The organism is Streptomyces sp. NPDC127092 (assembly GCF_042722475.1).
Lineage (GTDB): Bacteria > Actinomycetota > Actinomycetes > Streptomycetales > Streptomycetaceae > Streptomyces.
This window is the reverse complement of sequence record NZ_JBHXFE010000409.1, coordinates 1-1053: the sequence shown is the minus strand read 5'-3', so window position 1 is coordinate 1053 and position 1053 is coordinate 1. Positions and strand designations below refer to the sequence as shown.

Genomic DNA, 1053 nt, shown 5'->3' with positions numbered 1-1053 from the left:
AGACCAAGCTGTTCAGCGCGGTCGCCAGCTTAACTCGGCCGTTCGTTACGGGATGCTGTTGCAGGTTACTCGGAAGTTTGTGAAGTCCCCGTTGGCAAAGGTGTAGTGAAACAATGAGCGCTCGGTCAGCTGAGTGCCGTCGGAGAACGACCATTTGATCAGTAGCTGACCTGAGTTGGTTTCGGCCGGACCGCTGGTAAGCCCACCAACGCTGGCTCCGGTGGCGGTGACGGTGGGCAGGCCTGGTTCGACGGGAACCCCTGTCACCGACACCGTGTACCGGAGGTTGACGCGCTGAACGCCTGCACTCGTGTCGACAGTGCGCACGGAGAAGTTGAAGGTCTCGGTGAGGTTGTACAGCGGCCCGGCCGAGCAGTACGAGGCGGGTCCGACACGGTCAGTGGTATCAGTGAAGGTGTCTTCGGTGACCACCGCCGGCGCTGTCTGTGCCGGTAGTGTCGCCGCGGCGGTGGGAAGGAGAATCAGGGCTGCCACAGGGAGCGAGCGAGCAAGGATGCGAAGGGAATTGCGGATACCGGAAACGGACTTCATGGTGCCTCCTCGGGGCGCAAGTGAATCCGCACCGGTCTTCCCACTACATGGGACTGCTCGAAGGCGGAATCTTCGTTCAACAAAGGAGAATTCACGAATTGAATGGGCCACCAGCACCTTTTGACAGGGGGCTGGTCCGGAGCAGTAGCTGACGATCGCGACCATTGACTCCGGACGACGAGGCAAGGCGTACTGGGCGCCGTTCTACGGTCACCAGGGTTCGTTTTGACACTGGACAACGGACACCGTTACTCGTTTGATCGGTATGGCCGGGATACTCAGCGCTTCAGCGAATTCGGAAGATACAGCTGTCAACGGACACGAGGAAGTCCGGGCCGGCGGACATGAGATCTCCGGATCTGTGGACATCAAGATTCCGGACGTGCAGCCGTCAAGACCGGTGGTGACCGGTGCCGTCGGTCTGGCGTCGTCAGTCGAGTGGGTGCACTCCGTTGCCGGCGAGGGCCTCGGCGAGGCGGTGTGAATCCCCTGGTCACGATG

2 protein-coding genes are annotated in these 1053 nt (G+C 60.9%); one reads left to right on the top strand and one right to left on the bottom strand.

Translation table 11 applies throughout. The annotated features are described in order from the left end of the window. Positions 1 to 45: 45 nt before the first annotated feature. Positions 46 to 552 carry a hypothetical protein gene (locus tag ACFWJO_RS40880; protein WP_386873477.1) on the bottom strand — a complete coding sequence of 169 codons (507 nt, stop codon included), beginning with the start codon at positions 550 to 552 and terminating at the stop codon, positions 46 to 48. A 256-nt stretch (positions 553 to 808) separates the two neighbouring features. Here ACFWJO_RS40880 and ACFWJO_RS40875 point away from each other — a divergent pair, with 256 nt between their 5' ends. Next, positions 809 to 1036 carry a hypothetical protein gene (locus ACFWJO_RS40875; protein ID WP_386873476.1) on the top strand — a complete coding sequence of 76 codons (228 nt, stop codon included), beginning with the start codon at positions 809 to 811 and terminating at the stop codon, positions 1034 to 1036. Positions 1037 to 1053 lie beyond the last annotated feature (17 nt).

Bases quoted from the DNA above. Each gene is read 5' to 3' on its own strand.
- ACFWJO_RS40880 (WP_386873477.1), bottom strand. From the start codon at position 552: ATGAAGTCCGTTTCCGGTATCCGCAATTCCCTTCGCATCCTTGCTCGC.